Here is a 24,272-nt window from a genome sequence, read left to right as displayed (position 1 = left end):
TAAACACAGCATATACATGAAAGAAAAGACTATAGCTGAACAGAACGCAGCTAACCGACAGGTTGAGTTGCTGACAAATGCACTGGAAGCGGCAAAGACCAACGATGGCTATTGGCTGAATACCGGTCAGCGAATGGCTCCCAGATTTTATCCGAAAGGTGTATCTGTCAGCGCATTCAATTCCCTCACATTGGGATTGCATAGTGAACAAGGCGGTTATAAAAGTGCTTTATACACCACCTTTAACGAAGCCAAGAATCGTGGCGCAGCCGTATTGGCAAAACAACAATCTGCACCATTTCATTGGTATAATTGGAAAGAGTATGTGAACCATAACAATCCTGACGATATCATCACTCGTGAACAGTATAAACAATTGTCTACTAAAGATAAGGAACTGTACAAAGGTATTCATAACCGAGAAATTATGAACCTGTTCAATTTGGATCAGACCACCTTGCCCATGGTAGATAAAGAACGCTACCAAAGATTGTTGGAGAAAGATGGTGATAATGAATCCCGTCTGCATACCAGGAATGAAGAAACCAAACTGCATATTGCCGTCAATGACTTCGCCTTGCAGATACGTGATAATTTAGTCAATATCCGTAGAGATCCAAGTGGAATGCCTCGTTACGATTCAGCCAAGGACTGTATCTATATGCCCGACCAAAAACACTTTATGCACTATACCGACTATGTACAGGAGTTGATGCGTCAAGTGGTAACGGCTACCGGTCACCAGCAACGACTGGCTCGTGAAGGCATGGTGATGAAAGGGGCTCAATCACCCTCCGAAAATGCAGAGAAGTACGAAAGTCTGATATCCGAACTAGCCGCTGGTGTGAAGATGCAGGAATTGGGATTACCAGCCAAGTTATCTTACGATAGCATGAAGAATATCGAATTCTGGCAGAGAGAACTGGCTGAGAACAAATGTTTGATTGATGCCATTGAAAGTGATGTCAACACCGCTATTGACACCATTCATAAAGCAGAGAGAGGTGAAGCCGTGAGATATCGTACCGATGAGAATCAAGATATCATTATGGAAGAGCGAACCAAGCAACTTCCAAGAGTTGATTCACGAGAATGCGCCATTATGATTGACATCATTCGTCAGGGCGGTATGCGCATAGATGACCGAAATTTTGCCACACCCGAAGAACGTTCGATTTTCAAGCAAAAGTTCGACTTGGACTATTATGAGAAAGAATTGAATTATGGCTTATCCAAAACCGATAGTGATGACCCAGAAATTGTGGAAGTAGCCTATACCAAAGCTGTAGGTGAAGGCACTCGAATTGCCAGTGTGCTTTCTGAATATATGCCTTCGGAGTGGAATGTCAGAAATGGGAATTATGTGATAGCAGAAGCTCTCCATGATATACCTGATAAGAAGACCAAAGAGATTGTGGTAGTCAAAGACACACAGACAGGGATAACAGATGTTGTGTTGCCTGCTTGCGCCGCTACAGGTGGTGTTGTTCAATTAACAAACGGAGAGAAACGCTCGTTCTACTTAACGCCTGATGAAGTGATGTCAGAAGCTGAGCGCAACCAGAGGAATGCCAAAGTTATCAAGAATGACTTGCCGGGTTTCAGTAAAGAACGCATAGAAAATGCGTTGCTTAAACGAGGTAGTACGTATGTCCGCTTTTTCAATAATGATGGAGCACTAGGCTATAAGCCCGACGATACCTATTTTGAGAATAAGCAAGTAACCATTGAGAAGCTCAAAGGTTGGGACTTGAAGGAGGAATCTAAAATAGATGTTTCAGAAGCGGTAAGCCGTTCCTTGTCACCCATCTTCGAACATATTCAGATGATGAAGGATGATCAGAACCGATGGGCTATGTACCTCAAGCCACAGAACGAAGATGGTTTCTGCATATATCCAGAGAAGACCGACTTAAATCAATTCTTCGCAACAATCAAGCAAAACCAGATTGAAGAAAGCCAACAACTCAGGCAGGAGGTGGCTATGAAGTATTATGTAAAGTCTCAGAATAAACCAGACTTGAAGTTTGACCTATTTGACAATGGTGTCAGCAAAGAAGATACCGATAAGATTGTGCATGTGAGCATCTTCCGAACTCGTGATGATAAATTGCTTTGCCTGCCTACCATTGAAGGAACTGAAAAGTTGAAACCTCGTGAAATTACCCAACAGCAATGGCAACGTATGTGGATAGCCCAGGATATGTCATTGTACAAAAATCGGTTGGCTGCCAAGCTCTTTGCAGATGTGCTTCACCCTGAACTAAAACAAGAGAATGCCGTCAAGGAACAAGTAGAATCCAAAATGATTTCAATCCCTAACCTCAAGCAATATGAAGAACTCAAAGCCAAGCATCCTGATGCCGTGCTGTTATTCAGAGTTGGAGATACTTATCAGAGCTATGCCGAAGATGCCAAACTTGTTTCAAAAGTTTTAGACTTACCAAGGATGAAAGGCGAAGATTCCAAAAACCAGAAGCAGGCAGACGTAACCTCTTTCCGCTATGGACAACTTGATACATATCTACCCAAGTTGATTCGTGATGGAAATAGAGTGGCTATCTGTGATATGTTGGAGGCTCCGAGACAATCCGTGCAAGAAGAACCAAAACAAGAAATAAAACAGGAGGCCAAGCCTGATGAGAAAGAGGAAATGCGAATGGGCCGCCACATGTAAATGGAATAATCATGAGTAAAAATCAACAATACGTAGAACAGTACAAAGAAGCGGCTATGGAGCAAATGCGTCGCTATGGCATACCCGCTTCCGTAACACTAGCCCAGGGAATCTTGGAGAGTAGTAATGGACAAAGTCAGTTGGCTCGAAATGAGAACAACCACTTTGGCATCAAAGCTACTTCTTCCTGGATTGCCAATGGAGGAAAATACGGACTGTACACAGATGACAAACCAAATGAGAAATTCTGTAGTTATGCCAGTGTGGGTGATTCGTATGAACACCATAGTCAATTCTTGAGAAACAACAAACGCTATGCAGCTTGTTTCAGTCTTTCTCCCGACAACTACAAAGGATGGGCACAGGGGTTAGACCGAGCAGGATATGCTACGGCTGGAACGTATGCTCCGAACCTGATTAAAATCATTGAACGTAACGACCTCGCTAAATACGACCTCATGGTTTTGGAGGAAATGAAAGCCCAAGGAAAGCAGATTGGTGTGGAACAGAATCCACGAACTACTGATAGTAGTATAGCTAATACTAATGATAGTAATCATTCAGTATCAATGAATACTACTGATAGTAATTACTCCTTTCCTCTAAAACGTAATGAATTCATATTGGTTACTTCACCTTTTGGAATGCGTAGTGATCCAACAGATTCTTCCAAGCAACAGATGCACAAAGGCATTGATATCCGAACCAAACAGGACGATATCTTGGCAACAGAAGATAAGGGAAAAGTAGTGGCTGTAAATCAAAATGCCAACACTGCAGGAGGCAAATCGGTAACGGTGGAATATCAGCGTGAGAATGGTGATAAAGTTCAGCTCAGCTATCTGCATTTGAGTAGTCTTAACGTAAAAGCCGGTGATGAAGTGAACGCAGGACAAAGGTTGGGAGTAACTGGTAATACAGGTACACACACCACTGGGGAACATCTTCATTTGAGCGTAAAACAAATCGCTGCAGATGGAACGACAAGAGATTTAGATCCGGCTGCATACTTGGCTGAGATTGCCGAAAAGGGAAACATCCAGTTGAAAGCCTTATACAATGGTGAAGACCTGTTGGCAAAATACAAAACCAATAATACTCCTGAGATAGACACTACTCTATCACCGGATGATTGGATGAAGAAAATCCTCTCGTCAGAAGATTCAGGTGAACATATGAGTATGGGTGACCCAATTGTAGAAATGGCAATGACCCTGTTTACCTCGCTTATGGCATTGGCTGTACAGATAGATAACAAATCTGAGAGTGAGAAGATGCAGACTGCCACTGATGCGGCACTTAATAAGCGTATCGACTTGTCCTCCTTATTGCCCGGCATGAAAGGAAGTGCCTTGGTCTTAAAAGAAGATGGTAAAACAGTATTGGAAATCAATAATGGCAAACAGCAATTCTCGCATGAACTGACACCTTCTGAACTAAATAGGTTATCACAAGTGCTGAATAATGCAGAACTGAGTGATGACGTGAAACGCCAAAGACTATCAGGTATCGTAAACTCAATCGTGGTGGCAGGGCAAGTATCACAGAACTATGAGCAACAACAGAATCAAACAGAAAACCAGAATGAAGTAATTCGAAGATAACACAAAAACAATATGACACACAAAACAAGAAAGTTAGCAAGTATTTCGGCATTGGCAACAGCAGTGTTCCTTTGGGACTTTGGAGTCTATCTTCTCTTTAATGAGTTCGTGGCTAAGCTATTCTTAGTCATTATCCTCATATCAGGAACATGGACATACTACGAACTAAGAAGAGCAATAGAAATGCCACCTGATTATAACTCAGGTGAAGAAGATGAAAAACAACATACAAACAACAATAAAATAGACAAACTATGATTAAAGCAGAAGCAACAGTAAATGGTATCATCAGTCGCTCAGCGATGATGAAGACAGGTAAAGATGGGAAACCCTTCACAGCCATGACAGTGAAAGTAGATGTAACAGACCGTAATGGTAGTGGTATCTCAGTAGAAATTAGTGTAGGTAAAGACGGCTATGACACAAACGAAGCAGCCAAGTTGACCATCGGCCAGCGTGTTGAAATTGTGGGCACGATGAATTTCAAGAAACGCACAGAACACTTGTACGTAAATCTCAGTGCTAAACAGATTACATTGAATCCAGCCTCACAGACCGATTCGGTAACTGGTGATTTGGAGTTCAAGGGAACTATAGGCAAGCAGATTGACCGTAAAACCGATAAGAATGGTGGAAACTACCAAATCTTCTCAGGTTTCAGTACAGAGAAAGTGGCAGAGACCTTTGAGTTCACATGGGTGCGTTTTGTTAGATTCTCGAATGATGAGTGCAAAGCTCTTGTTCCCAGTGGAAAGGTAGAAATTAAGGGAGAATTGGAACTAGGCTGTTATCAGGAGAAACTCAACCTCTCTTGCCGTGTGAATGAAATCTCGGAGTGGGTCAAACAGCAAATTCCTAATATGAACCAAAACGCATAACTATGGCCGGAAAGAAATTCTATAATAGCGATGGTCCAAGTGCTGAAGACAGAGCATTGGAACGTTTCGCCGATATGCTCATTGAGAAGATGGAAACACTACAAAGTGACTGGAAGAAGCCTTGGTTTACCGAGGGCTCAATGATATGGCCGAAGAATATGAATGGGCGTGAGTATAATGGGATGAACGCCTTGATGTTGATGCTTCAATGTGAGAAGAATGGCTATAAAATACCTGTATTCTGTACCTTCGACCGTGTAGCTGCCCTTAATTTCGATAAGAATAAACAAGGAGATCGCAAGCCAATGGTAGATGAGAATGGTGACAAGCTACCATTGGTCTCTATCAATAAAGGTGAGAAGAGTTTTCCTGTTTTCATCACGACATTTACCTGCATCGATAAGAATAGTCATGAGAAGATTAAGTACGACGACTATAAGCAAATGTCCAACGAGGAAAAGAAAAACATAGCCGTTTATCCTAAATTACAAATCTATAATGTATTCAATGTCGCTCAAACCAATTTGCAGGAGGCTCGTCCAGAGCTTTATGCTAAGCTTGAAGAAGCTAATAAAGTCGCTACTGTAGAGATGAAAGGTGATGGCAAGATGATAGATTTCCCTGCTATTGATGCCATGATTGAGAAAAATGGTTGGGTATGTCCAATCTATCCGAAACATCAGGATAATGCCTACTTTTCCATCAGTAAAGATGAGATTGTTGTACCAGAAAAGTCACAATTTATCAATGGTGAAAGCTTCTATAGTAACCTTCTCCATGAAATGACACATAGCACCGGCACGGAAGAACGACTGAATAGATTTAAGCAAGGAAATGGATTTGGATCTGCCGAATATTCTCGCGAAGAGTTAGTTGCAGAGCTTAGTGCCGCCCTGATTGCTAGTCGTTATGGTATGGAGAAAAACGTAAAAGAAGATTCTTGTGCATACCTCAAATCTTGGTTAGGAAGTCTGAAAGAATCGCCAGAGTTTCTCAAAACAACTCTGTTGGATGTAAAACGAGCATCTTCTATGATTACTCAACGCATTGATGCCATCAATGAACGTATTGAACAAGGGTTGGATCCTATTCTACCCAAAGAGGAAGTTAAGGAAAAAAATAAAGAATCTGTCGCTAAAGAGCCTGTATTCTACTCAAGCATTCAATACCTTCAAATGTCTGATGATACTAATCATTTGGATAAAATGGATGCCAATGGAATTTTGCAAGAAGCAAGGGAATATGATAATGGCGATGCAATAGATATGGATAAAACCTATGCCAAAGCCGTTAAATATCCAGGAGATACAGTTATTGCCGAAGATGACCATTATGCTGTTGTCAATAATAACCAAGTAGGTGGTACTTACGATATTATGCGTAAAGTATCTGAAAAGGAAGTACGAGACGCTATCAATCGTTATGGTTTGCCCAGTGATGCTACCGAAGATGTAAAGAACGTCGCTAAAGCTATGGTGGCAGAGGAATTCAGCAAAATGGCAACCAATCGTATGCCCATCTTTGAAATGAATAATGGCAGTGTGCTATATGTTCAATACAGTCAAGAAAAGGATACCATGGATGTCGGTACTGCAACAAATGTTGGAATGTCGGTACTCCATCAATTCCCATACGACCATGATTTTAACTTGGATGCTAATCTTGAAGGAGTAAATGAAAAGTTAACGGAAATGACGGTCTATCAAGCAGAAATCGATAGTGAACAAGAAACCGAGAATGTAGCTGAAGAGCAACATTACCATCGAGGTAGATAATCCATAACTAAACACATGGCGGCAAGATTGAGTACAATTAGTCTTGCCGTCTTTATTATAAGCACATGACAAACAAAACTAAGCAATACATAATCCTATTAATTCTATTCATAGCAAGCTTTATGACGATAAAGGCTCAGATGCTGCATCAACCACATTCATCATCCATTTATAGCTTGTCTGATTTTGATAAAGCAGTCGCCTGCATAAAATTCTATGAGGGACTTCACACAAAGAAAGACTACCCATACATAGGCTATGGCCATTGCATACAACCTGGAGAAAAACTAAACTGGAGTCTTACAAAGAAACAGGCTGATGCCTTATTGCGCTCAGATTTGAAGAAGCTTTGTGTCATATTCCGTAGATATGGTGCGGATTCTTTATTATTGGCCACACTATCTTATAATGTAGGTTGCGGTCATATATTGGGAAATGGTAAATACCCTAAAAGTCAACTGCTTCTAAAGATAGAGGCTGGCGACCGTAAGTTCCACAAAGAATACTTAGAATTCTGCAAGTATAGAGGAAAAAGAATAGCCTCAATTCAACGTAGAAGATACACTGAACTGAGGCTATTATATAACATGTAGTTGCTATCACTTCTCCATAGAAAATCTATTTAAACAAACGGTCTGATTGATAATCTCTATAACACAACAGAACAAGGATACATAGATATATCAACGACTGGTAATTTACTTCCTTTAGAAATGACTTGTTGTATAAACACATCACATTCCTGTTTAGTCATTACCTTACGAGTATAAGCATAATATAAAAAATCAAGCGTGGTAAGATATGTGATTTGATGAGATTCACAATAGTCTTTTATATCTCTAAGGTTACTACTGCCAAGAACATCTTGGTTGTCGAAACAATATATCATGCAGGCACTTTCACCTTTTCCGAGTGTTCGTAATAGAAGAGCATATTCCTTCATCATAGCTCCAGTAGGTATGAAATCAACCATCTTGATTTTTGAAGCCATAAACCTAGATATATTATCTATATAGGTTTTGGTTTGCGGGTTTTTTGATAATTCAGAATAAACAACATCCAAAATAAGATATTGGTATTCGGGGAAAATATCAAATAGTAAAGGAAAACAATCACCTTTCATGAAATGGATGACAACATCCGAATCAAGTACAATCTTCGTCTTATTCATTGCCATCGTAATCCAGTTTATTCAAGAGCTCAATGTAATGTCCTTCTGATATTTTGCCTGCATCGAAAAGGATACGGGCTTTTTCTCCAAAGTCTCCGATAATCAGATTATTATTACCTGGTTTGTATAACGATGTATCATAGCCATATTCACGTGCTGATTGGGCTACTTGGATTTTTAATAATAGTTCTTTACTAGTCTTATTTATAAAGGACAAATCACTTAATCTGTTAAGAAGGGCTTGGCGTGACACTGAGTAATAATGTTCAATTCTTAGAACAGAGGCCAATGAAACCTCTCCTTTTTCAATTTCATTTTTTGAAAGCAATTGTAGAATTCCGTCTTCTGGCATTAATAAAATGGAAGCGAACATATCAGCTTGTTGCTCAACTGGATTTTTAATACCATTGCCCAACATACATTTGTGAGGTCTTGGATTCTCTTCAATGAAAAGGTGGAACAATTCATGAGCGATAGTGAAGTGCTGTCTTCCTTTTGATTGATTGGAGTTTATTAGCATGAAACGATGTGAGGATGAATCTCTTAAACTCATTCCACAGAAATCATCAGACAATGGACGAAAGATACTTACAACTTTCAATTTAAGGAGTAAACTCTTAATGTTGATAGCTTCGTTTCCTCCCAAACCCGCATCCTGACGGAATTTAACAACCATTTGTTCGATTACTCTTATTTGGCTAGTTCTCATAAAGCTGTTGCTAATTGATCCATTTTAATGTACGATTTCACTATATCTTTGAAATGGATAATCTCTTGCAAGTCGTTGCCGTTGAGATTATCAATACGGAATGCTGTGGCAAGAAGCATGTCTTCAGAAAGATTTTCTTCAAAGAATACATATAGTTCACAGCCAAATAAATCGGCGGCTTTTTCCAACAAGTCGATAGGCATTTCTCGTTCTCCGCTCTCATAATTACTATAAGCGGAACGGTTAATACCGAGTGCAATGGCTACATCTTCTTGAGTAAAAGAAGAAATAGTTCTAATCTTCTTGAGATTATTTCCAATTATCTTGTTCATGATTTGATGTTGTTTATTACTCCATTATTCTGTGGCAAAGTTACGATAATATTTTTGTTTATGTTGTTTTTGCCACACAATTCATATTGATTTAACATTTATATGGGGAGTTTTACCCAAAAACTAGTTATCTTATAGCAATAATGCCACAGCAAACGCAAAATGAAGCCCCAATCCGATATCATTCGAACTGAGGCTATATAGCATTTTGAATATGGATTTCTTACTTGCTGACAATCTTCTTTCTCTTAAAGGTATAGCATAAACAATTAGTATAAGCGTTTCCTGAAGATAGATTTGAAGCTATTAGAGGAACAACAGCAACGAGTTCCCAACCTTGTTTGCCATACTTATCCAGTGTCTTATCCGGGTTTTCGTATGTTATCTCACCTTGCTTGGCAAACGTATGCGTGTTTCTGATGAATATCGATTTATATTCCCACTGTTCTGTGGCAACATAAGTTGAATCACTGTTACTCTGTGTTTGAGCGAAAGAGGATGCCGAGCAAAGAGCCAACATAAGGACGAATAGATACTTCTTCATCTGTCTGATATTTAGTTATTTATTACATACAAATATACGATTTTTTCGGCAAATAACCAAGAAAACAAGGAGCTAATCACCTGAATAACAGCACATATAATACATTTCTTTCAAAGATATTGTTACCTACCCATATTTGACAAAATAGGCCGATCTTCACAGGCCAGCCTACAAAACAAGAATTATTGAAACAATATATATCTATTTTGGTTCAAAGAATAATTCTATCCTTGTGAACCGATTGCCATCGTTGGGAGAAAGTTCGCTAACCCCACCCATGGATACTTTGGCAATATATTTTTCGTTCAGACCACGCGCTACCAACTGTTCACAAATATATCGAGCACGATTACGGCTCAACTCACTGTTGCGCTCTTTACTGCCAGTAGCACTATCTGCTGCACCCGTCACACGGATACGAAGGTCATATTTCTTGGCCACACGAGCAATCTCATCGAGATTGATCAGCTGTCTATGGTCACTCAACTGGTGTGTATCAATCTTGAAAAAGAAGTAAACAGGAGCACCTATGCAAGAACGGTTATTGCTCATATCGAGCAGATAAGCATTCCAAGCCTGCTCATCGGAGGGTGATGTATGTGCGCTATCACCTGCCAACATCATTGCCATCATCGACTGCCTAGTAGATTCACTTAGGGAATCACTTGGAAATCCGTCCTTACCGGTATTCATATTCCACTTACCTTTTCTCAATCGCTCCATCAACGAATTGAGCCCACTGTAGTCATTCTTAGGATAGAGTGAAACCGCCTGTGAGGTTCCCTCGTCCGAAGAAAGGCTTTCCAGCTTGTCGCCATATTTTTTCAATAGCCCTTCTATCTCCAGAATCTTGCGCATCTCTGCGAGAGCTCTTGAGTCTGATTTGTGCCGAGCGTCCAACAGTCTGTTTTTGTTTGCCATCGATAACGAGTATCCAAGCAACCAATCATTCTGCTGAATGTTGGGTTTGGCATCCACCACTTTTTTCCATCCACTCTTACCAAGGGTTACAGACAAACCTGCGGTCAGGCTCACCAGATTGTCACCAAATTCACGGGAAGCACCACAGCCATCAAAGTCCTTAAATGTAGTAGTACCGTTCACCTCCATTGTGAGATGCAATCTGTGAGAAAGACGATATCGTCCCATCACGCCATAAGAGAATGCAAAAGGACAGTTCCCATTGTCCTCGTTGTGGATCAACCCCAAACCTGCATAGGGAACAATGTCCCAGCGTGGCTCATCACGAGCCTTATTAAAATACGAAGCCACATTCACCAGCAGGTCTGCGTGCATCAGCTTGAAGTGAGTGTCCTGTAGTTCCGAGTTTTTCAACTCAAAGCCACGGAACGATACCCGTGTACCGATAGCTGGTGTAAACCATTTGCCCACCTGCAGGTGAAGCGTAGGCTTGATGCGACCAAACAAATCCTCACAACCGAGTGGTGTACCGGCAAAAGCAGCTGCACCGCCACCGATACCGATGAACCAGTTGTCCTTCCAACCCGACGAGAGTGTTACATTTCTCAGATAAGTCGGCTCCAATGGCCGAAGCATCGTCTCACTGATGGAAGTCTGCCGACTCACCAGAGAATCCTCCACGAGAGGTTCCTCATTAGCCGCCTGTGCAGTGAGAGCCAAGCAGACAGCCGATAGTACTAAAAATTTCTTCAACATGCGATTCTATTTTGTGTTCATGTTATGTTCTGTATGAAAGAATGGACATCAAGCATGACGTAGAGGAACTGGTGAAAAAAAACGTCACCATACCTGAAAATTGAGAAAGAACATGGTGAAAAAAACACCAGCCAACCTCTGCTACTGACCATCCGTCCATCCTTAAAAATTATCTCTTCATTCGTTTACCTCCTGACGGTTTCATCATACGATGCGCCTGCATCATGCAACGATAAGCCCATGCACGGTCATCCTCATCTTCCTTGCGACCCCATGGCAAATCACTTCCTCCTCCACCGCCACCATGACCTTTGGCGAAGTTGGTTGCATTGTCCAGCATACCCGTATAGAGATATAAGGCACAAGTCATTATCTCTTCACCATTGGCAGCCATATCTGCCAGCAATGTATTGTTAAATGCTTCCATGTCACGGAAGGTCATCTGTGGCAATGCCGAACGGAAGTCAGAAAGCACTGAATCCGCAAAGGCATCCTTCAATCGGAAACGTATCTGGTCTTCCATTTCACCGGCAGCTGCATAAACCTGACGGCGAAGCTCATCCCGGTTAGTTTTGAGCTGTTCCACATCGGACAGAACCTTGTCCCGTTGCTGAACAGCATCGTCCAACTTCGCTTTTTTGTCTGCCAATCCATCGATGACCGATTGAAGCTGTACATCCAGCTTTCTAATCTGTTCACGAATCGCATCCGCATTACCTCGGCCATGAACAAGTTCATCAGTAAGACGTTTCTGTTCAGCTTCGATGGAAGTCTTCTTCCCTTCTAGATTCTGTACCATCGTAGTAAGCCCCTTGACACGACGTTCAGCCATGACAATCTCCTGGTTAAGCAAACGAAGACGCTCGGTATTCATAGCCAGTTCCTTCTCCAAAGCCGTACACTGACTGCTGAGCGAACGCCTGTATTCTTCAGTAGAACGATGACGAGCACCTGTAAGCACGATATTGTCACCACGGTCAAGTCCCCACTTGGCATTCACTTTTGCTAGTGCATCATGAATGGCGGTCGTGCGAGCCTTGAACTCATACTTATCCTTGCCGGCAAACAACTTCTTGAAAGCAAACTTCTGATTCTTGTCTATTGGCAAAAGCGTGAGATGACAATGCGGATTTTGCTCATCGAGATGCACATAAAAGGCCACGATGTTTTCCTCACCCCATCTATCGGCAGCAAAGCGATACATATCTGAAGCCCATTGCTCAATATCCTTGCAGCGAGTGATGCCACTGTTGTCCGCACCACGCTCAAAGTTCACTTTCTGGTCACCGAAAGCCAGCTCACGCATACGCTCACGACCACCACCCATAATCACATTTACCACCGTTCGGTAGTATGGCTCTTTCATCCCTTCATTCGGATCTTTGATACCACGAGCCTTTAGGTTCATGGCCATCAATTCAGGAATAGAGTGGCTCTTGTCAATAGGCTGAACCTTGCCACCACGCACTACTTCAAAGTTGAGAGCAGACCGTGTGCGGTCATAGTTCCAGAGTGTGTGGCAGACTGCCATCCTTTCTCCGTCCAACGACGCTGATGTTCATTGCTCTGAGCCACAGTGAAGCCCTTTCCCGGTCTAAAATCAAATACCTGTTTTGCCATTATCTTCTAATGTTATATCTATCTCACAGCTTGCTGTCTTGCTGGTCAGTCTCCCATAGTGGCTTGCCACCATGGGGTATTAGGCTACCAACTCTGATACATTCCTGAACAATCGGGCGAGCCCGACCAGCCTGACCTGGGGTCTATCGTAAACGCTCTTGTTAAGCGATATGCCACCTAAACTAAGGGAGAATGATGTGACCCGTCATCCTGTATCAACAACGCCACTGCGAGCGTGATTATGCGTTTATTTGTTACTCATTACCCTCCTTCAGAAATTCTGTGCCGAAACGAATGAAGTACGACTCGACCTTGTCCGCTGTCGTGCGCATCGTTTCATTGCCATAAATCGTCAAGCTGAGCGTATTGTCCTTCGGCATACGACCAAGGTATTCTTGCCAACGCTTACGGTCTGCGCCACAGAGATTGTAGTAGGCCCTGAAGAGCGCATGTTCCACCTTGGGAGTATATGCCCATTCTCTGATGGTTGCGCTCATGTCAGCGAATATTTCCTCATAGAGTTCGCGACAAACCATGCGTTGTGATTTTTCCAGCTCAGAGATAGCATCATCATTCATCTGACTCTTTTCATTACCAGTAACAGAACCATCAGCATCGCCACCTTCAGCATCTGTTGGAAATAAGCCAGTCTCTTTAGCTGATGAGTGATCTTTGGCATTCTTCTTATCCGATTGTTTCAGCAGTTCAATCGTAGCTTCCTCTTTAACCAGTTCCTCCTGAAGCCATCGAAACTTCAATGCCTCGAAGGTAATGGTCATTGTTTTGTAAGAATCAGCCTTGCCAACTGACCGATAGCGGATAATTCACTCAGAAAGTCACGGACAGTAGCCCGTTGCCAAGCCCAGTCACCAGCCAGTTCTGTTACCGTGGTGTCAAATTCACCCAGTAGCTCTGCTGATGCAGCCTTGGGCAATACTGATAATGGCTTTTTGACCATGGCTCTACTCAGTAGGTCGAAATACGCCTCCAGTCGAGTAAAGCGTCCCTTGGGCTTTTGCTTGAGGAATTCAATCAAGCGTGGAGTGATCACGACATGACTGACCTCATAAGATAAGTTGTTGTTCATCTTCAATTGTTTTGGATGTTAATACTACTTGTTTGCGCTGACCCAAGGGAACCGGGAAGTTATGGTCAACTTGTTTTAATTCAAATGTTGTTTATATAAAGTTTTGTGTTGCTCAATAATAGTTGGCGACAAGTTGCCCCGGTATGGAAGTAAGAGAGAATATCTCATCGGGACTTTCCACCATGCTTCTAATCCTACGAGATGGATAGAATATGGAAGCCACCAGTAAAATTCCGAGTGCTACAGCCATAGAGAAGCAGTGAGGAATAAAGAGACCAACCAACACCAACGAACAGACCGATACCATTATCATACGTTTCTTTAGAGCGTATAATACCAACTCTGCCATGGAAAAGCGAATCAGCAGAGCCGTGATCAATAACGGTATAAAAGTATCGATGGCTGATATATGCGTCTGAATCTGTATGAACTGGAACAGGATAAGCAGAAGCATGACCAACTGCACATATAACCTTCTGGCAACATCATGAAAACACATTCTGCTATAAAAGGCATTCATCCACTTGCCATCCTTCTTGTAACAACGCAAAGCTGCCACGAGAATAAGGATAGGGAAAATCAATAGTAAACTATTCCAAATCATCTTTTAATGGTTGTTTATTGGTTCTTAAATTTTTATCATATACTTCTAACTCCAACTGAACGTAGCCCCACGATGCTTCCAAAACGATTGCTTCCACATCTTCGGGAGTTGGCTCCAGACACCGAATCCGACGGGCAAAACCAGTATCAGCATTACTCAACTTTCGGATGGCACGATTCATTTCATATTCAGAAATGCCAATCACCTGTCCACGGACCTTATTTCCTCTCGGCCACTTCACAATCAAATTGAATACCGGATTGGCATACCTTTTCAAAAGTCCACCAGATACAAACAGAAACCAATCATCCGATAAATACCTTGAACAGTAATCCATGTACGGTAACGGTCAATTAGGATAGCCATCTTCTTCCAAAGCACCCTGTTCATATCAAAAGAAATCGCCCATGACACTGGCCTCAGACTTCTCATAGAGATACTTGCCAATCGTCCGTTTGTTATGCAACTCTTTCAAAATCTCACCATACATATCGTCCAAAGAATCATAGATGGTCACATATACCTGCTCACAAAGACCATCCACATTGGTGGCAGCATTGATCTTGAACATGTGACCATACTTCGGATTGGAATAAGCACAACAGCTCAATCCAAACTTCATATCTTCTAACGCTCTGTGATAGTACAACAGAATGAATTCCATCTGGTCTTCCAGATAGTTGAGCATATCCTCAAACTCTATGGGACGAGGAAGCTCATACATCAGAATACCTTCATCCTCATGAATCTCCACGTCCTGTAGATTACTCATGGCAAATACTTCTGGCACCATCAATGGCGCAGAGATCTTGAACAATTCAATTCCATCTTCTATCAACATATTATATCTATGCATTAGTATGATTATTATTACGCTGTCATTCCGAATAATTGGCATAATTGAACTTACGAGCAATTTTCTGATGAATTACATCGCTTCATCGGTCATAATTTGCCATTAAAGTCTGTTCATGTCTCAAAGAACAACGCTGCAAAGTTAAGTGCAAAATTCCATCAAAACCAACTCTAACAAATTGTTATAGAGTTATTTAACCTTCATACTCAAAAGTATGAAAACGCTTTTTTAAGTCGTAACTTGCTGATAATTATCGAGTACGATAAAAGGATATTTGCAGATGTTATCCAAACCATTTTCAGCCCAATCGAAAAAAACAGCCGTTTAAGCGAAAATAGAACACGTACAAAAGCAACTAATCCGTTTGGAAATGCCATCTGAAGCTGATTTATCTGTCGGCAGAACCATAAAAACGAGGTAAAAATCGCTGAATTAAATATCTTTAGTGCCAAGTATGATTTTCAACGAGAAATATCCAGTAAATTTGCAAGCAATAAATAATACTCTGCGTATGGCACGAATAGGATACCTGTGGAATACTCCACACTATAAGTATTTAGAAGAAGACAAACAGTGGATGTTGGACAATGGTTGTGAACAGATCATTGAAGAACAGAATATCCATGAGAAGCTTCGTCCTGAATGGCAACGACTCATCGAAGCATTGACCACCAGTGACGAATTGGTCGTTGGTAAATTCAGCAATGCCGTAAGAGGAGCCAGGGAACTATCCATTCTCCTGGAGTTTTGCCGCAAGAACATGGTGCGAGTGATATCCATCCGTGACAGGATAGATTCAACAGGAGAAATGTTTAAAGATACCCGTTCCTCGGATATCCTTAATATGATGGCAACCTTACCACAAGAAGCCTTGGCGATGCGTAGAGCCAACAGCAGTACAAGCAAGCTGAAAAAGCCAATCAAGGCACACACTTCAGCAACCTTGCTTAAACTGGAACGCAACAAGATGGTGGTCAACATGTACAAGAGTGGTCATACCATCGATGACATCTGGCAACGAAGCGGATTCAAAAGTAGAAGTTCCCTGTTCCGCATCTTGAATGTGGCAGGTGTAGATTTGAATCGAGGCCATACAAAAGGACCATTGAAGAAACGTTCCAACTCAAAAGAAGACGACAATGAAAAGGATTAAGATTACAGTAATCAGGAGAGTGTATCATACAGACCTTTCAGCAAAATACGAGAACCCGATTGAACATACCTGCGATATGCAAGAAGGACAAACGTTTATATCCATCGATGCTCAGAAGCCGGAGGGTCTTTGCGAAAGTGCCTGGCAATCCATGCAGTCTTTCGTGATGACATTGGCACATGGTGGTGAGAACTTCTACGATGGTTGGATGAAGAACCCAAAATCAGCTATGATATCCTGCAACGATGGCTTTCGTCCTGTTAGTTTTTACATTGAAACAATAGAACAATAAAACAATGAGTACAATAGAAAAGATAATCATTAGCTATGTGATAATCATCAACGTCATTACCTTGATAATGTATGGCATCGACAAATGGAAAGCCCAACATAGCAAATGGCGAATTCCCGAAGCTACTTTGCTTATCATGGCAGGAATTGGTGGAAGTATCGGAGCTTTAAGTGGTATGTATCTTTTTCACCATAAAACGATGCATAAGAAATTCTACATCGGTGTTCCGACAATGTTACTGCTACAAATAAGTATAACGATTTATATACTAACATTATGACAATAGAAGAATTTAAAGAATACATACGTATCAATGGACGTATTGAAGGAGGTTCCGAAGCACACCTGCTGATGCATTCCATGTCACAAGACGCTTTACGCATCACTATGGAAATCAATAACAAATACCATACTCACGAGGAACTTTTGGCTCTTATATCAGAGCTGACTGGTACAGAGATAGATGAATCATTCGGTATGTTTCCTCCATTCACAACAGACTGCGGAAAGAATATGACATTTGGCAAGAATGTCTTTATCAATGCAGGATGTAAGTTCCAAGACCAAGGTGGAATTACAATTGGGGATGGAGTTCTTATCGGTCATAACGTGGTATTGGCTACCATCAATCATTATGAGCGACCATCACATCGAGGAAGCATGACTTTCAAACCTATCATTATAGGTAATAATGTCTGGATTGGAGCGAATGCTGTAATTACTCAAGGGGTAACTATTGGTGATGGTGCTATCGTTGCAGCCGGAGCAGTAGTAACACGTGATGTTGAGCCTATGACTGTCGTGGGTGGTGTTCCTGCCAAGTTCATCAAGAATATTCAGGAGGATTAGCAAATGACCTCCAAAGAATCAGCACTACTCGCACAGATGCAAGACCTTGGCTATAGCAACGGCATGATAGTTACAGCCATGCGTATTCTTGTCCAGTCAAAGGCTGCTCAAGATGATGCACTACTCTATCTTTATGACGAGCAACCATCAGAAAATCAGTTTATCGACTATATCGCTTCACTATGTGCAGGTACAAATCAAATTGAATTACCTTAAAATCAAAGACCTATGAAATTTGGAATGAGAACGCCATCTCTCAAAAAGAGTATAAGCGCACGTACAACAGGCAGGCTGAACAGAGCCGTCAAGAAAGCTATCATCCAGGATATGGAAGAAAGGGAATGGGAATATTGCATCCCAAGAAGGCTCTGTATAATCAAGTCTATAGAAGAACCACCTTCAGTATCTTCGACTTGGCTAAAGCTGCCTCAGGTAATAAAAGAGGAAGTGCCGGCAATAGCGGATGTTGCTTGACTATTCTGTTTTGTATAGCAATAGCAAGCCTAACATTCATCATATAAATGTACCGCCATGAATATCGAAGACGCAAGAAGCTATGCACTAAGCCTCGATTGTACCACAGAGGATTTGTTTGCCGAGAACTGGTTATCCTTTCGAGTAAAGGGCAAATGGTTCATGCTGCTGCAACTCGATGCCCCCGAACCAAGAGTGGCCGTAAAATTACCGCCAAAGGAAGGAGAAATGCTTCGGGAACATTATGAAGGAGTAACGGCTGCCTATCACATGAATAAGGTTCATTGGAATGACTTGTATCTGCAAAAGTTGCCAAATGAATTTATAAAAGAGCAAATATTGAATTCTTATAATACAGTTGTTAAACACTTGCCCAAAGTTTTAAGACAAGAAATCGAAAATCAGCAAAAAAATCATGATTAATCCAGTTGCCATCCGTCTTTTGAACCAGCAGCTCATCAGTCCGCAGTTCAATAATCCCACAGAAATTGTATCTCATTTGGGTGCCATGCAAGCCCAGGACTACCGCATGATGCGATGGGCAGTGGCAATGCGCACCAAGAAACCATCGGAAGAGGCTTTTCGAGAAGCCTATAACAGTGGTGAAATTATCCGAATGCATCTGCTACGCTGTACTTGGCAATTAATAACTGCAAAGGATTATGGATGGATGCTCGAACTGTGTGCTCCAAAAAGTCTATCGACACTGAACGGTTGGATGAAATCCAATAAAATCAACATACCTGAAGAGGAACTTCTTACCATGAAAAGAATCATCATCGATACTGTTGCAGACAGAAAGGATATAACCAAGGAGGATATCACAGAAGCATTCGTTCAGCATGGATTCTTAATGGACGACCATCGTATATCCTATCATATTCGTTTGGCCGAGCTTAACGGATGCCTGGTCAGTGGCAACCTTCATCCTAGTAAAGCCACTTATTGCCTTGCCGAAAACAAGATACATTCAACCACAAAGCTAAGTAGAGATGAAGCATTGTCTCTGCTTACTACCAAATATTTCCAGAGCCGTAGTCCTGCCACTTTGGAAGATTACGTGTGGTGGTCAGGATTGAATGCAGGAGATTGTAAAAGAGGCATTCAACTGCTAGGCAGCAGATTGTTCACTGAAACTTGGAAGGAGAGGATGTTCTATATATTGGATACCTGTCGCACCAAAGGCTTCCGTAAAGGCTGCACCCATCTTCTGCCCCCTTTTGATGAATATCTAATTGGATATAAGAGTCGAGATGTGGTTCTTGCTACCGAGCATCGTCATCATGCGCACAACAATAATGGCGTTTTGTATCCCATCATAGCGAAGGATGGAGAGATTTGTGGCAATTGGTATCCGTATAAAAGTACCTTGCAGACAAAAATGTTTGATCTAGACATCGTCATTGACTTGGAAAAAGACTGGCAAGCATACCAGAAACAACGAATCAAATGGAAATAACAATATATGATGAATAAAATATTAGACCAACCAATATGTGGCAACAAATAGAATTCAGTTTAAAAGAACATCGTCGTGGTTTTCATGTCGTTACAGGTGAAATTATTGGCAAATTGCCAACACTGCCCAAGGTAGGGCTGCTACATCTGTTTATCAAACATACCAGCTGTGCGCTTTCCATCAATGAGAATGCAGATCCTGATGTGCGCATAGACATGGAGGGCATCTTCAATCACCTGATAAAAGAGGGAGAACCCTATTATCAGCATACGTTGGAAGGTTTGGATGATATGCCGGCTCATGCTAAATGTAGCATCATAGGACCAAGCCTGACCATCCCCATATCAAATGGCAAATTGAATTTGGGAACTTGGCAAGGCATTTACTTGTGTGAGTTTAGAGATTATGGTGGGGCTAGAAAAATCGTTGCCACTATCTCTGGTGAATAAGGATAAACCAAGGACTTAGTACCCTTATCACTTATATTCTTTTCGACGCATCTTATTATCAAAGCGTTTACGATTAGCTTCTTGCTCTTCAAGGAGCTGTCGTTTACGCTCTTCTTCAGGAATTGCTTGTTATCATCCTAGTTAATGTCTTACTTATTTCTATCCCCATACAGAGTCTTATCTTCGGCAACCATGTCAAAAGAGGAATCTTTTTCTATCTGATAGCTTGGCTTCTCCAAAGGGATTACCTTGCTATCCTTTGCGACAGCCAATAAAGGATTAAGTCGTTCCTTGAGTTTGGTGTTGCGTTTCAGAACAGTCATGTTGTGAATGGCATAAGCCAATGCCTTGGTTGAACCTATCAGCACACAGATTTTCTTAGCACGAGTAATGCCCGTATAAATGAGATTACGTTGAAGCATTACATAGTGATTCATCAACACAGGCATCACGACAATGGGATATTCTGAACCTTGGGATTTATGAATGGTGGTCGCATATGCTAATGTCAACTCATCCAGCTCGCTCACCTCATACTCTACTAGCGTTCCGTCGAAATCTACCATCAAGGTGCGCTCTTCCATATCCACATCCTGAATATACCCCAAGTCACCATTGAACACATTCTTATCGTAATTGTTGCGAATCTGCATCACACGATCACCTTGACGGAAAGAATAACCGCCACGGTTCAAGCCTATCTTGCTTGGATTGATAGCCTCTTGCAATACGATATTCAAATTCGATGCACCTACCACACCCCGTTGCATGGGAGTCAGCACTTGTATTTTGTTGGTCGGCATACTGTAAGCCTTGGGTAAACGATTCTTTACCAACTGTACAATGTTGGTAGCTACCTGTTCTGCATCATCATTTTTGATGAAAAAGAAATCAGTATCCTTGCCATTGCTCAAATCAGGAAATGCACCCCGATTGATGGCATGGGCACTCATTACAATACGACTGGATTGCGCCTGTCGGAAGATGCGTGTCAGTCGTATAACAGGTATCTTCCGTGAATCAATGATGTCACGAAGCACATTGCCTGCACCCACACTAGGCAACTGGTCAATATCGCCCACAAACACCAAACGCATCCCCAGTGGAATTGCCTTCATGAGGTTGTTCATCAGAATGATGTCAATCATCGAACATTCATCCACTATCAACGCATCACCTTCCAACGGATTCTCATCATTGCGTTTGTAGCCATCGGCAGGATTGAACTCCAACAAACGATGAATCGTCTTGGCTTCCATACCTGTAGCCTCACTCATTCGCTTGGCCGCACGACCTGTTGGAGCAGCCAATAGAATCTGTAATCCGGCAGTTTTCAAAGCTGCTATGATACCTTGTGTAGTGGTTGTTTTTCCTGTACCTGGGCCACCAGTGAGCACCATCACTTTAGAATCTACCGCTTGACGAATAGCAGCTATCTGCACTTCATCATATTCTATGCCGGTTTCTTTTTCAATGGCTTTCAAATTAAATTTGGGATGCTTGCCATTGTCTGATGCATTCATTAGGGCCAAAAGACGTTTTGCTGTACCACATTCAGAGTGATAAAAAGGAGGGAGATAAATAGCCTCTTGTTCCATCATCAACTTCTCTTCCCGAATCATATCAGTCATTGCCTGACGAATATTCTCTTCATCAGCCTCCAGCAACGTAATTGCAGCCTTGACCAATTGTTCTTCCTCGGCATACACATGACCCTCGTTGCTAAGTTGGTTGAGCGTATAAAGCAGTCCGCTGCAACAACGGCGAAGATCATTCTTTTCGTAACCCATTTTATTGGCAATGCCGTCAGCAGTTTTAAAACCGATACCCCAAATATCATCAGCCAATCGATAAGGATTACCTTTTACTTTTTCGATACTTTCCTTGCCATATTGCCGATAAATCTTGGCAGCATAAGCCGTGCTCACGCCATAGCCTTGCAGGAAAAGCATCACATTCTTGATATCCTTCTGTTTCTCCCAGCTCTCACGAATCTTCTCCACACGGACTTTGCCGATACCAGCCACCTCATGCAGTCGCTCAATATCCGTTTCAATCACATCGATGGTCTCCAGTCCGAATTTTGAGACAATCAGTTTGGCAAATTTGGGCCCGATACCTTTTACTAATCCGCTACCCAGATATTTCTCAATGCCAAAGATAGTAGCCGGCATCACCTCTTCGTAAGATTGCACCACAAACTGACTACCGTATTTCTTATCCACTTTCCAATCACCTTCGCATAGCAACACACTTCCTACAGGCACATTCAATAGACTGCCCACAAGGGTAACGAGGTCTTTGTAACCCTTTACATTGACCTTCATAATCGAATAACCATTCTCGGCATTCTGATAAGTAATGTGTTCTACTACACAACGGATTTTTAGCATAAGCAGATGGTTAGAGGATTATCGTTCGTGTTTCTCCAAGTACTCTTCCATGGCCTCGTTCACAATGTCTTTCAAAGACTTGTTCAGGTCGATGGCAAGATACTTCATACGTTTATGAATACTTTTGTTGATGATAAAGTTACAATGTACCGCTGATTCCTTTTCAGGTGCAGCTACCGATTTAGAAGAGGATGTTGATTTCTCTTCCTTTACAGAAGTGGTAGATGAAATCAATCCATTCAATCCACCCTTCATGCTGTCTTTTAATAAATCACCTTTACTCATGATTTTTATTATTTTAGTTTAAGCACTTCCTTAGCCAACTCCATGTAGTCTTTGGCTCCGTTGCTATTCTTGTTATACTCATAGATGTTCTGTCCCTTGATAGGAGCTTCTGCCAAAGCTACATTATCACGAATGAATGTTTTGAACACTTGGTCGCAGAACGAATCCTTGATAAGTTCACTCACGCTCTTGTTCAACGTTTTTCTCTGGTCAAACTGAGTGACGACAATACCACCGACTTTTAGATTAGGATTCAAACGTTCTTGTACAATCTGAATCACATTCATAATCTTAGCCATACCACGCATTGCAAGGAATTGAGCCTGCACCGGAATGATCAGATAATCAGATGCAGTCAAAGCATTCAAGGTAAGCAAACCTAATGAGGGAGGACAATCAATGAGGACATAATCAAACTTGTCGATATTAGGAACCTTGGCTATCAAACCACGTAAAATCATTTCACGTCCGGGCTCATTGATAAGCTCTGATTCTGCTGCTGATAAATCCAGACAAGAAGGAACAAGGGTGATGCCACTCTCTGTTTCTATAAGAGGAAGAGCATATTCTCCTTTAAGTGCTCCATATACAGTTTTCTCTTCTTCAATAGAATAACCGAAAGATTCTGTTAGGTTTGCCTGACCATCTAAGTCGATGACCATAACACGCTTTTTTTTCTGTTGAAAAGCAGCTGCAAGATTGATGGTAGTGGTCGTTTTTCCAACACCACCTTTATGGTTAAGTATGGCTATAATTTTTGTCATTGTATTAAACTTTTAATTGCGTTACAAAGATACGATGAATAATTAGTACATACGTATAATAGTGAATATATCTAAAACTATTTAAATATATTTAGTTCTTACTATGTGTAGTATATGCTCATACACAATAAAATAATAAATTTTAAAATGAATAATTATAAAAGTATTTACTACTTTCCTATCTCCGATAGTAGATAAAATGCTTACCATCGGAGATAAAGAAAAGAGTCAAATCAAGAGAAATTACCGGTAAGAAGTTTCTTCCATTGCTCCTGGCAAAAGGCTTCATACTCGGCAGGATTTTCACCACGCTCCACCGCAATATCGATAAGCCGTCCAAAATCCTCGAAACATACATCGGTTGCAAGATGACGAATGCCATCTTCATTCCTTAGAAAAATCTCATAATAATCTGCACCTTCATTGAGAGCCACCAACACAAAGCCGGTGAACAATCTACCTGACACATGAAACATCAAGGTTGGCATATCCTTGAAATTGGTTGCGATAAACCCCGAAACGCCCCACGACATAATGGTATTGATAGGGGTTGTTCCTAATAACTGACTCTTAATGATTCCTACTACTTCCAACAAATACTCTTTGTCCATATCAGTATA

At 41.5% G+C, this 24,272-nt stretch carries 29 protein-coding genes and 1 pseudogene; 15 read left to right on the top strand and 15 right to left on the bottom strand.

Translation table 11 applies throughout. The features are described from left to right. Window positions 1-16: 16 nt before the first annotated feature. From JCM15092_RS09395 to JCM15092_RS09370, 6 genes are all read left to right on the top strand, one after another. Window positions 17-2,677 (top strand): MutS N-terminal domain-containing protein, encoded by a 2,661-nt coding sequence (locus JCM15092_RS09395; protein ID WP_024994438.1) that lies wholly within the window; start codon window positions 17-19, stop codon window positions 2,675-2,677. A gap of 11 nt (window positions 2,678-2,688) precedes the next feature. After that, on the top strand, window positions 2,689-4,281 hold the full coding sequence (locus JCM15092_RS09390; RefSeq protein WP_024994437.1) for a glucosaminidase domain-containing protein: 1,593 nt from the start codon (window positions 2,689-2,691) through the stop codon (window positions 4,279-4,281). Window positions 4,282-4,293: 12 nt separating this feature from the next. Then, window positions 4,294-4,539 (top strand): hypothetical protein, encoded by a 246-nt coding sequence (locus tag JCM15092_RS09385; RefSeq protein ID WP_007215826.1) that lies wholly within the window; start codon window positions 4,294-4,296, stop codon window positions 4,537-4,539. After that, on the top strand, window positions 4,536-5,159 hold the full coding sequence (locus tag JCM15092_RS09380) for a hypothetical protein (RefSeq protein WP_024994436.1): 624 nt from the start codon (window positions 4,536-4,538) through the stop codon (window positions 5,157-5,159). The genes JCM15092_RS09385 and JCM15092_RS09380 overlap by 4 nt, the downstream gene beginning before the upstream one ends. A gap of 2 nt (window positions 5,160-5,161) precedes the next feature. Next, window positions 5,162-6,934, top strand: coding sequence for a zincin-like metallopeptidase domain-containing protein (locus JCM15092_RS09375; protein ID WP_024994435.1), 1,773 nt, complete (start codon window positions 5,162-5,164; stop codon window positions 6,932-6,934). A gap of 122 nt (window positions 6,935-7,056) precedes the next feature. Beyond that, window positions 7,057-7,527 (top strand): glycoside hydrolase family protein, encoded by a 471-nt coding sequence (locus tag JCM15092_RS09370; protein WP_235782316.1) that lies wholly within the window; start codon window positions 7,057-7,059, stop codon window positions 7,525-7,527. 56 nt (window positions 7,528-7,583) lie between these two features. Here JCM15092_RS09370 and JCM15092_RS09365 read toward each other — a convergent pair whose 3' ends face one another. The 11 genes and pseudogenes from JCM15092_RS09365 to JCM15092_RS09320 all read right to left on the bottom strand — a co-directional run bounded on the left by JCM15092_RS09365 (window position 7,584) and on the right by JCM15092_RS09320 (window position 15,534). Continuing rightward, window positions 7,584-8,111, bottom strand: a complete 528-nt coding sequence (locus tag JCM15092_RS09365; RefSeq protein ID WP_007215822.1) for a hypothetical protein — start codon at window positions 8,109-8,111, stop codon at window positions 7,584-7,586. Next, window positions 8,098-8,781 (bottom strand): ImmA/IrrE family metallo-endopeptidase, encoded by a 684-nt coding sequence (locus tag JCM15092_RS09360; RefSeq protein ID WP_148296636.1) that lies wholly within the window; start codon window positions 8,779-8,781, stop codon window positions 8,098-8,100. Before JCM15092_RS09360 ends, JCM15092_RS09365 begins: the two co-directional genes overlap by 14 nt. Before the next feature lie 29 nt (window positions 8,782-8,810). Continuing rightward, complete coding sequence (locus JCM15092_RS15660) at window positions 8,811-9,146, bottom strand: helix-turn-helix transcriptional regulator (protein ID WP_007215820.1); 336 nt, start codon at window positions 9,144-9,146, stop codon at window positions 8,811-8,813. 223 nt (window positions 9,147-9,369) lie between these two features. Further along, window positions 9,370-9,690, bottom strand: coding sequence for a DUF4177 domain-containing protein (locus JCM15092_RS09350; RefSeq protein ID WP_007215818.1), 321 nt, complete (start codon window positions 9,688-9,690; stop codon window positions 9,370-9,372). Between the two features lie 201 nt (window positions 9,691-9,891). Beyond that, complete coding sequence (locus JCM15092_RS09345; protein ID WP_235782315.1) at window positions 9,892-10,893, bottom strand: OmpA family protein; 1,002 nt, start codon at window positions 10,891-10,893, stop codon at window positions 9,892-9,894. Between the two features lie 643 nt (window positions 10,894-11,536). After that, window positions 11,537-12,987 (bottom strand): annotated as a pseudogene (gene mobV / locus JCM15092_RS15655) (MobV family relaxase). 254 nt (window positions 12,988-13,241) lie between these two features. After that, window positions 13,242-13,766, bottom strand: coding sequence for a hypothetical protein (locus JCM15092_RS17570; RefSeq protein WP_235782314.1), 525 nt, complete (start codon window positions 13,764-13,766; stop codon window positions 13,242-13,244). Beyond that, on the bottom strand, window positions 13,763-14,074 hold the full coding sequence (locus tag JCM15092_RS17565) for a hypothetical protein (protein WP_235782313.1): 312 nt from the start codon (window positions 14,072-14,074) through the stop codon (window positions 13,763-13,765). The genes JCM15092_RS17570 and JCM15092_RS17565 overlap by 4 nt, the downstream gene beginning before the upstream one ends. 112 nt (window positions 14,075-14,186) lie before the next feature. After that, entirely contained in the window at window positions 14,187-14,678 is a 492-nt protein-coding gene (locus tag JCM15092_RS09330) for a hypothetical protein (RefSeq protein ID WP_024994431.1), read from the bottom strand. After that, on the bottom strand, window positions 14,665-15,015 hold the full coding sequence (locus tag JCM15092_RS09325; protein ID WP_024994430.1) for a hypothetical protein: 351 nt from the start codon (window positions 15,013-15,015) through the stop codon (window positions 14,665-14,667). The genes JCM15092_RS09330 and JCM15092_RS09325 overlap by 14 nt, the downstream gene beginning before the upstream one ends. A 54-nt stretch (window positions 15,016-15,069) precedes the next feature. Next, window positions 15,070-15,534, bottom strand: coding sequence for a hypothetical protein (locus JCM15092_RS09320; RefSeq protein ID WP_235782312.1), 465 nt, complete (start codon window positions 15,532-15,534; stop codon window positions 15,070-15,072). Between the two features lie 454 nt (window positions 15,535-15,988). Here JCM15092_RS09320 and JCM15092_RS09315 point away from each other — a divergent pair, with 454 nt between their 5' ends. The 9 genes from JCM15092_RS09315 to JCM15092_RS09275 are packed head-to-tail and all read left to right on the top strand — an operon-like array spanning window position 15,989 to window position 20,210. Next, window positions 15,989-16,687: a recombinase family protein gene (locus tag JCM15092_RS09315; protein WP_369384651.1), complete on the top strand. Its 699-nt coding sequence runs from the start codon at window positions 15,989-15,991 to the stop codon at window positions 16,685-16,687. Beyond that, complete coding sequence (locus JCM15092_RS09310) at window positions 16,674-16,979, top strand: TIGR04076 family protein (protein WP_024994427.1); 306 nt, start codon at window positions 16,674-16,676, stop codon at window positions 16,977-16,979. Before JCM15092_RS09315 ends, JCM15092_RS09310 begins: the two co-directional genes overlap by 14 nt. Before the next feature lie 4 nt (window positions 16,980-16,983). Continuing rightward, window positions 16,984-17,259, top strand: coding sequence for a DUF1294 domain-containing protein (locus tag JCM15092_RS09305; protein ID WP_034541839.1), 276 nt, complete (start codon window positions 16,984-16,986; stop codon window positions 17,257-17,259). After that, window positions 17,256-17,828 (top strand): DapH/DapD/GlmU-related protein, encoded by a 573-nt coding sequence (locus JCM15092_RS09300; protein ID WP_024994425.1) that lies wholly within the window; start codon window positions 17,256-17,258, stop codon window positions 17,826-17,828. Before JCM15092_RS09305 ends, JCM15092_RS09300 begins: the two co-directional genes overlap by 4 nt. 3 nt (window positions 17,829-17,831) lie before the next feature. Further along, window positions 17,832-18,044, top strand: coding sequence for a hypothetical protein (locus JCM15092_RS09295; RefSeq protein WP_024994424.1), 213 nt, complete (start codon window positions 17,832-17,834; stop codon window positions 18,042-18,044). A 24-nt stretch (window positions 18,045-18,068) separates the two neighbouring features. Continuing rightward, window positions 18,069-18,302 (top strand): hypothetical protein, encoded by a 234-nt coding sequence (locus tag JCM15092_RS15645; RefSeq protein WP_235782311.1) that lies wholly within the window; start codon window positions 18,069-18,071, stop codon window positions 18,300-18,302. 57 nt (window positions 18,303-18,359) lie between these two features. Beyond that, the gene (locus JCM15092_RS09285; RefSeq protein ID WP_024994423.1) at window positions 18,360-18,725 is read left to right on the top strand and encodes an MmcQ/YjbR family DNA-binding protein; all 366 of its coding nucleotides are present in this window, start codon (window positions 18,360-18,362) and stop codon (window positions 18,723-18,725) included. 19 nt (window positions 18,726-18,744) lie between these two features. Beyond that, window positions 18,745-19,761: a winged helix DNA-binding domain-containing protein gene (locus JCM15092_RS09280; RefSeq protein WP_235782310.1), complete on the top strand. Its 1,017-nt coding sequence runs from the start codon at window positions 18,745-18,747 to the stop codon at window positions 19,759-19,761. Between the two features lie 35 nt (window positions 19,762-19,796). Then, window positions 19,797-20,210, top strand: coding sequence for a secondary thiamine-phosphate synthase enzyme YjbQ (locus tag JCM15092_RS09275; protein ID WP_024994421.1), 414 nt, complete (start codon window positions 19,797-19,799; stop codon window positions 20,208-20,210). A 149-nt stretch (window positions 20,211-20,359) separates the two neighbouring features. On the opposite strand, the gene recD2 is transcribed toward JCM15092_RS09275, so the two are convergent. The 4 genes from recD2 to JCM15092_RS09255 all read right to left on the bottom strand — a co-directional run bounded on the left by recD2 (window position 20,360) and on the right by JCM15092_RS09255 (window position 24,263). Then, entirely contained in the window at window positions 20,360-22,603 is a 2,244-nt protein-coding gene (recD2, locus tag JCM15092_RS09270; RefSeq protein ID WP_024994420.1) for an SF1B family DNA helicase RecD2, read from the bottom strand. A gap of 18 nt (window positions 22,604-22,621) precedes the next feature. Next, window positions 22,622-22,888 carry an RH3 domain-containing protein gene (locus JCM15092_RS09265; RefSeq protein ID WP_024994419.1) on the bottom strand — a complete coding sequence of 89 codons (267 nt, stop codon included), beginning with the start codon at window positions 22,886-22,888 and terminating at the stop codon, window positions 22,622-22,624. Between the two features lie 8 nt (window positions 22,889-22,896). Then, a complete protein-coding gene (locus JCM15092_RS09260) occupies window positions 22,897-23,652 on the bottom strand; it encodes a ParA family protein (protein WP_024994418.1) in 756 nt (251 codons plus the stop codon). A gap of 233 nt (window positions 23,653-23,885) precedes the next feature. Continuing rightward, window positions 23,886-24,263, bottom strand: coding sequence for a hypothetical protein (locus tag JCM15092_RS09255; RefSeq protein WP_024994417.1), 378 nt, complete (start codon window positions 24,261-24,263; stop codon window positions 23,886-23,888). Window positions 24,264-24,272 lie beyond the last annotated feature (9 nt).

Source organism: Phocaeicola paurosaccharolyticus JCM 15092 (assembly GCF_000613805.1).
Taxonomy (GTDB): Bacteria; Bacteroidota; Bacteroidia; order Bacteroidales; family Bacteroidaceae; genus Phocaeicola; species Phocaeicola paurosaccharolyticus.
The sequence above is the reverse complement of the archived record's forward strand: the minus strand, read 5'-3'. Positions and strand labels throughout refer to the sequence as shown.